Genomic DNA, 6,932 nt, shown 5'->3' with positions numbered 1-6,932 from the left:
GGTTCGCCGGAATGGCTGCCCGGAAGGCGGCCAACACCGCCAGCTCCGGGACGGGCGTCACCTTCAACTTGGACGCATCCGGCACCACCGGCGGCGACTGGCGCTGGGCGGCAGTGGAGATCCGGCCTGGCTCGATTGACGCGACGGTGTCGGCCGCAACGGTTACCGCTGCTGGGGAGGTCCCGGCTGCTGCCGTCAGAACTGGGCAGACGGCTCACCCTGCTACGGTGACTGCTGCCGCCGAAGTGCCGCCGCCGGGGGTGCACGCTGGGCAGACTGCTCACCCCGCTGCGGTGACGGCTGCGGGTGAGGTCCCGAAACCCAACGTGGTGGCCGGCAGTGCGTCCCTGGTTAAGCCTTCGGCGGTTACTGCTGGGGCGCAGGTGCCGGCCCCGTCCATCACGGCGGTGCAGAACCGGACACTGTCCCCTCCTTCGGTCACCGCTGGGGCTGAGGTCCCGGCCCCGACCGTGACCGCCACGCGCCTGGCGACCATCACACCGGCTGCTGTGGAGGCGGCTGGCGAGGTGCCGTCCGCTGGCGTTACCGTGCCGACGCTGCCCGGCGACAACTTGACCGACATCGGGCAGGTGGAACTCAACGGTGTCGTCTGGGGGATGGGCACCCGCTACCGGATCCGGGAGATCACCGGCTGGGAGTCGCTTCCCCAGATCGATGACCTGTCCGAGGAGGAGCCGGGCCGGCATGGCGCGTACGCCGGCGGGAGCCTGGCGCAGCGCCGCATCGTTACCGTGGCGCTCCAGCTCGACAGCATCTCGGACCCGACGCAGGTTGACGACCTGCTGCGGCAGCTCCGGTACGACACGCGCGTCCTGCGGGACAACTCGCTGTGGACGTTCGTCGTGCGCGGCTACAGCCAGACGCTCCTGGCGTATGGGAAGGTCACCGACCGGACCGGCGTCATGGGTGACGCCTACTCGGTGGGCGCTCCTGAGCCAGTGATCACGATTACCTGCCCTGATCCGCGCCGGTACGAGCTGGATCAGCAGTCGCAGGTGGTCGCTGCGAACGCGTCAGCGCCGACCCAGTTCATCAACTCAGGCGACGTCTACACCAACCCGATCCTGCGGTTCGCGGGTCCGGCAACCAACCCGATGATCATCAATGAGACGTTGGACCGCATTCTGGCCTTCGACGTCACCTTGATGGCCGGACAGCTCCTGGTGGTGGACACTAACCGGGGCAAGGCGATGCTCGGCTCGACCGACTACGGGTCGAAGGTCGCCGACACCATCAGCGTGCCGATCAAGGAATGGTTCCTCGACGTCGGCGCCAATGCCATCAGCTACGAGACGGACGCCGGCGGGGCTGCTGGCGTCGAGGTCCTTTGGCGTAGCGCCTTCCTGTAGCCCTGCTCACCTTCCAACCAGCAAGGACGGGGGTGACCTGTGGCCACCCTGCGCGCGTTCACCTCCACCCAGTCGGCCAGCCTGTCGTTCTCGTGCGCCAAGCCGACCGGGACCGCGCCCGGGGACATCCTGGTCGCGTTCCAGACAGCTCATAGCTTCAACGCGTCATCCATGACCACCCCGACGGGTGGCGGTGCCTCTTGGCAGCTTCTGGGCGCGCTGAGCCGGGATTGGGCAGGCACGAAGGTCTGGTGGAAGATCGCCGGGGCTGGCGAGCCTGCTTCGTACGGCTTCACGCAGGACGTCAACGCCTTCACGGGTCTGGCGGACTCGATCGTTGGGATCGTCGCGATCTCCGACCATGGCGGGGCTACCCCGCTGATCGCGTCGCTGAGCAACGGCGACGACAATACGATCACCTGCCCGTCCGTCAGCCCAGGCACCGATACGGGGGTGACGCTGCGGTGGGCGGCGGGCACGACAGGTCTCGACGGGCTGTGGGGCATCCCGGCCGGCAACACGAAGCTGTTCGACCGGTACGGGGCCAACGGCCGGGCTAAGGCGGCGCTGGCCTACAAGAACCGCGGTTTCCCGGGCGCTGTCGGGTCGGCGAACTTCGCATGGTCTGCGGCTGGCACGATGCCGTCGCACGGCATCACGGTGGACGTCGGTGGCACAGCGGTGCCTCCGGAGCCTCCGCCGGACCCGATCCCGCCCAGTAAGGACATCCACTACAAGTTCGTCTTCAACGACCTCCGGACGGACAACCACATCACGACGCTCGACTTGGACGACGTCACCTATACGAGGGCGATCGGGGAGCCGGGCAGCTTCTCGGCGAGCATCGCGGTGGTTAACCGGGAGATCGCTGACGAGGTGGCGAAGGTTGTCCCCAGGTGGGTGGATGATCCGACCGAGCCGGACAGCCTCTCCACGGGGCCGGGCCGGACCGTCTGCCACGTCTACCGCAACGGTGTCGTATGGGGCACGTACGTCATCTGGAAGGCCACCGTCAACATCGACGGCAGGGGTGCCATCAAGGTGCAGCTCACCGGCGCTTCCCTGGAGTCGTACCTGAACGCGGTGGAGATCCGCGACGACCTCTCGTACACGGGCACGGACCAGCTCGACATCGCCCGAGCGCTCATCACGGAGATGCAGGCGCTCACGTACGCCAACATCGGGCTGACGTTGCAGACAGGCACGTCAGGCGTGAACCGCGACAGGACCTACCTGGCGGGCGAGACCGCGACCTTCGGCCAGCGCCTGCGCGAGTTGGCTGACGTGAACGGCGGGTTCGAGTGGCTGATCCACACAGCAGACCCCGGAACCGGAACCCGCGTTCGTGAAGTCCGCTTCGGCTATCCGAAGCTCGGAACACAGACGGATCACGTCTTCTCCCAGCCCGGCAACGTGCTCAGCGTCAGCCAGGAGATCGACGCGCTCAGGGCCGCCACCTCCTACCGGGCTCGGGGTGAGAGCGTCTCCACGGACGCCTCCACCTCATCCCAGCCGCTCATGTCGGCCGAGCAGAACGCGACCGCCTACCTCGCCGCAGGCTGGCCGCGGATCGACCGGACGATGGACTACAGCACCGTGAAAGAGACCTCGACGCTCAACGCGTACGCGGCGCGGTGGGCGGCGGAGAGGCCGGGCACCGTCCGCGTCCACCAGGTCAGCGTCAAGCTCGACGAGACCGAGTGGACGCCCACCAACCTCGGTGACTACGCCCGCGTGATGCTCGTCAACGACTGGTGGCCGATTAGGAACGGCGGCGCCTCCTTCAACCACCGCTGGCGCGTCATCGGCGTCTCCGTCCGCGCCACCAGCAGAAACAGCCAGGAGACAGCGACCCTCGTGTTCGAGGAAGAGGTGGACATCTGATGCCGCTCCCGCAGCCCGAAGACCTCGCCGACCGCATCAAGGCTCTGGAGCAGGCGGTTCGTGACCTCAAGTCGTCGATCACGAACCAGTCTGGGCTCACCTCTGCCTCGCAGGGCTGGGTGCTGGGCAACATGGGCGTCCCGTCCGTGGCCCCAGGCACCGTCCAGATCGGCTGCAATGGCGGCCAGTTCTACGCCGCCGAGGCCGGCGGGGTGGTCAAGCGGATGTACCCGCAGATGTCGAAGGTGACGATGGTCGACTTCGACCTAGGCAACGCCCCCGCCACTTACAGCTCGACGTACGCGCAACAGCAGAGCGTCGGGATCGACCGGCTCTATGACGCGGTCGTCGGCATCCTCGGCGCCCTGACTGGCTCCGGCCGGATGTCCACCTTCTGACTTGGCCGCCCGCGCGGGCATGGATGCGCGCCCAAAGGGAGCGCGGGCGGCCACCCCTACCCCTTCCCGATGTCGAGGAGAGACGTGGCTGATGAGCCCACCCCGTGGGAGCTCCACCGAACGATGGAGGCCCTGAGGAGGTCGGTGGAGTCAGGCTTCAACAGCTTGAACGCCCGCCTCGACCGGGTTGTCCCCAACGAGCTGTTTCAGGCGTACCAGCAGGCGGTTCAACGCCAGTTCGACGACCACGAGCGGAAGATCGCCGGCATAGAGGCTGAGCGGGACGCGGAGAAGGCGCAGCGGGCCAACGACCGCAAGTTGATCGTTATGGCCGTGTTCACGGCGTTCGTATCGCCGCTGGTCATCCTCCTGATCCAACTGTGGCTGAACGGCAAGGGATCGTGACATGGGTCGCCACGAATCTGACGGGCTTCTCGGCGACGAGCCCACCCCTCCAACAGCAAAGCACATGTGGCTGCTGCCGCTGGCGGTGGCACTCGTGTTCGCCGCTCTTGTGGCCGCGCTGATGGTGCAGATCCACAGCGTCCAGGAGCAGGTGCGTGTAGCTCAGCGGGACAGTGCGGTGCTGGCCGGACAGGTCGAGCGTTTGGGCGGGGTCCCGCTCGTCTCCCCATCGGCGGGCCCGCGAGGGGAGCGCGGCGCTGTAGGGCCCCAGGGCGAGCCTGGACCGTCCGGCCCTCCAGGGCCTAAGGGCGCGACCGGAAAGCCCGGCAAGGCTGGCTCTCCCGGACCCGTAGGTCCCGCTGGCCCGCAGGGGCCGAAGGGCGAGCGGGGAGACCGCGGTGAGCCCGGACCGACCGGATCCCCCGGCCCGAAGGGCGACCCAGGCAAGGACGGCAAGGACGGCCGAGACGGGAAGGACGGCGCCCAAGGCCCTCAAGGCTCCCCGGGGCCCGCGGGCCCGCCGCCGTCGAAGTGGACGTATACCGACGCGCTCGGCCGGGTCTACGAGTGCACACCCGACAGTCCCGGATCTACTCATTTCACCTGCAAGCCGGAGGGCTGACCATGAGCGAACCCCTGCCGCCCGAGCCGTACGGCGACGCGGCTCTCACGGAGGACGACGGCCCTCAGCGGGTCTCCCAGGACCCCGCCGCGGTGTACGTGAGCGAGACCGAGGAGGCCGACGATGACGTCGACTCGTGACCGGATGCTCTCCGCTTGCCGTAAGCACATCGGCTATCAGGAGCGCCCGGACGGCTGGACGAGGTTCGGCCAGTGGTACGCCGACCGGCACGGGAATCAGGCGTTCGCCCGCGCCCCTTGGTGCGCCGCGGGCCTGTCCTACGTCGCCGCGACGCTCGGCCTGGGCAAGGTGGTGGGCGAGTTCGCCTACACGCCGTCCTGGGCTGCCTGGTTCCGCGACAACGGCCGCTGGCATCAGAGCCCGAAGGCTGGAGACCTGGTCTTCTTCGACTGGCAGGGGACGAAGAACATCCCTGCGATCGACCATGTCGGCATCGTCGAAGCCGTACTTCGGGACGGCCGGGTCGTGACGATCGAGTTCAACACAGCCAACGCATGCATGCGCCGCGTCCGATCCCGCGCCACCATCGCCGGGTTCGGCCGGCCCGCCTACCCGGACGTCCCCGTCAAGCCGTCGAAGCCGAAGCCCGTCAACCCCACGGAGGTCGCCGTGAAGAAGCTCCCCACCCTCAAGCGCGGCGACAAGGGCTGGCACGTCAAGACCCTCACCTACCTGCTGATGGCCCGTGACTTCGCCATCGACGTCGAGGCGATCGACGACACGACCTTCACCGCCTACCACGAGCAGGGCGTGAAGGGCATCCAAGCCGCCGCCGGCATCAAGACCGATGGGGTGGTGGGCCCGCAGACGTGGGCCGCCCTGCTGCGTGTCGCGTGATACGCGGCTGGCTGGGCGAATCGAACTAATCAACGAGCCATGCGGCTCCCCGGGCGGTCCTCCAGGCGAGGGCCGCTCTTCGTATTTCCCCTAACTGAGGAGCATCCTCGTGCGCATCTCCAAGAGCGCTGTCATCCTGTCCGCCATCGCCCTCACTGTCGGCCTGTCGGGTGCGGCCACCGCTTCCGCCGCGGCGCCGGCACCCAAGGCTTACGGCGCGTGCGTCAACGTCAAGTCCGGCGCCATGCGGCTGATGGAGCCGCTGCGTCTGCGCCGGTCCCCGTACGGCGAGTGCAAGAGCAACGAGCGGAAGATCTACGTGCCGACCCGGGCGGCCATCCCGGTGGTCCCGCCGCCGCCCGCGACCGTGGTCTACAAGCGGGGTGCCGTGGTCGAGACGTGCACGAAGACCGCGGACGTGACGCTCACCTACGACTGCAAGACCGCCCCCGTCGCGTCGCCGACCCCCACCCCCACGTCCTGAGGAGGACCGTATGCCTACGATCTTCGGCCGTGAGCCCGCGGTCATCCTCGGCTTCCTGTCGGCTGCGCTCCAACTCCTGACGGCGTTCGTGCTGCCGCTCACCTCTGACCAGGTGGGCGCGCTCAACGCGGTCGCGGCGGCGGCGGTCGGCGTGTGGACTGCGGCCGTCACCCGGGCGGCGGATGGCGGCTCCTCAATCCAGTCGGCGGTCCTGGGTTTCGCCCAGGCGGGTATCACGTTGGCGCTGGTGTTCGGCCTGTCCCTGTCGGACGAGCAGACCGCCTCCATCATGGCGTTCGTCGCCATGGGCGTGTCGATGTTCGTGCGGCAGGTTTCCAGCCCGAAGACGCTGCGGCCTGTCCGCTAGCCTGAGATCCTCCGGGCGACGGCAGTGCCCGAACCCGGTGTCTCACAAGCTCGGCGATAAGAGGTGGAGGCCATCTCTTCCGGCCGGATAGCCGAGATCCCCTCGTCCGCTTCGGTGGTCGAGTGCGCCCCTCCCCGGGGTGTGCGTACGCCCCCGTCCTGGTCCTCACGGACCGGGGCGGGGGCGTCTTTGTGCTGAAGGCTACGCCTTCAGCGTGGTGTCGTGGCGTTCGACGATCTGCCAGTACTCGTCGCTCGGGATGTCGTCGATGCTCTTGAGGTCGTAGCCATAGGTGGTGCCGATCTCCGCGATGATGCCATCGACGTCGAAGTTCTCGGGGTGGTCGCCGAGCGTCGTCTTCACAGCGGTGGCGAGGTCCTGAACGTTCATGCTGCGCTCCTGGAAGATCCGGTCGATGGTCGTGCGGGCGATCCCGGTCAGTACGTGGATCCGGTTCTTACTCACACCTGCAGTTCGCGCGGCGCGTACGAGTTCGTCGCGGCGGGCATTGTTGGCGGCCCATTCCGTGAGCGCCTTCTCGGCG

The 6,932-nt window shown here is 68.0% G+C and carries 9 protein-coding genes; 8 read left to right on the top strand and 1 reads right to left on the bottom strand.

Annotated elements, in window-relative coordinates; translation table 11 throughout:
• From BMX74_RS42355 to BMX74_RS42320, 8 genes are all read left to right on the top strand, one after another.
• Positions 1-1,370: phage tail family protein (locus tag BMX74_RS42355; protein WP_143078981.1), on the top strand; the 1,370-nt coding region annotated here is incomplete at its 5' end.
• A gap of 39 nt (positions 1,371-1,409) precedes the next feature.
• Entirely contained in the window at positions 1,410-3,254 is a 1,845-nt protein-coding gene (locus BMX74_RS42350; RefSeq protein ID WP_091106102.1) for a hypothetical protein, read from the top strand.
• Positions 3,254-3,652 carry a hypothetical protein gene (locus BMX74_RS42345; RefSeq protein ID WP_091106101.1) on the top strand — a complete coding sequence of 133 codons (399 nt, stop codon included), beginning with the start codon at positions 3,254-3,256 and terminating at the stop codon, positions 3,650-3,652. The genes BMX74_RS42350 and BMX74_RS42345 overlap by 1 nt, the downstream gene beginning before the upstream one ends.
• Before the next feature lie 84 nt (positions 3,653-3,736).
• Positions 3,737-4,057: a hypothetical protein gene (locus tag BMX74_RS42340; protein WP_091106099.1), complete on the top strand. Its 321-nt coding sequence runs from the start codon at positions 3,737-3,739 to the stop codon at positions 4,055-4,057.
• 624 nt (positions 4,058-4,681) lie between these two features.
• The gene (locus tag BMX74_RS44765; RefSeq protein WP_177227758.1) at positions 4,682-4,819 is read left to right on the top strand and encodes a hypothetical protein; all 138 of its coding nucleotides are present in this window, start codon (positions 4,682-4,684) and stop codon (positions 4,817-4,819) included.
• A complete protein-coding gene (locus BMX74_RS42330; protein ID WP_256257630.1) occupies positions 4,803-5,537 on the top strand; it encodes a CHAP domain-containing protein in 735 nt (244 codons plus the stop codon). Before BMX74_RS44765 ends, BMX74_RS42330 begins: the two co-directional genes overlap by 17 nt.
• 109 nt (positions 5,538-5,646) lie before the next feature.
• On the top strand, positions 5,647-6,021 hold the full coding sequence (locus tag BMX74_RS42325) for a hypothetical protein (RefSeq protein ID WP_091106094.1): 375 nt from the start codon (positions 5,647-5,649) through the stop codon (positions 6,019-6,021).
• 10 nt (positions 6,022-6,031) lie between these two features.
• On the top strand, positions 6,032-6,388 hold the full coding sequence (locus BMX74_RS42320; RefSeq protein WP_091106093.1) for a hypothetical protein: 357 nt from the start codon (positions 6,032-6,034) through the stop codon (positions 6,386-6,388).
• A 201-nt stretch (positions 6,389-6,589) separates the two neighbouring features.
• Here BMX74_RS42320 and BMX74_RS44760 read toward each other — a convergent pair.
• Positions 6,590-6,932: hypothetical protein (locus BMX74_RS44760; protein WP_177227757.1), on the bottom strand; the 343-nt coding region annotated here is incomplete at its 5' end.

Origin of the sequence: Nonomuraea pusilla (genome assembly GCF_900109355.1) — a bacterium.
GTDB classification, from domain to species: Bacteria; Actinomycetota; Actinomycetes; order Streptosporangiales; family Streptosporangiaceae; genus Nonomuraea; species Nonomuraea pusilla.
This window is presented reverse-complemented; position numbering and strand designations above follow the sequence as displayed.

Coding starts and splice junctions, on each gene's coding strand:
- BMX74_RS42345 (WP_091106101.1), top strand. CDS start 3,254: ATGCCGCTCCCGCAGCCCGAAGACCTCGCCGACCGCATCAAGGCTCTG.
- BMX74_RS44765 (WP_177227758.1), top strand. CDS start 4,682: ATGAGCGAACCCCTGCCGCCCGAGCCGTACGGCGACGCGGCTCTCACG.
- BMX74_RS42330 (WP_256257630.1), top strand. CDS start 4,803: ATGACGTCGACTCGTGACCGGATGCTCTCCGCTTGCCGTAAGCACATC.
- BMX74_RS42320 (WP_091106093.1), top strand. CDS start 6,032: ATGCCTACGATCTTCGGCCGTGAGCCCGCGGTCATCCTCGGCTTCCTG.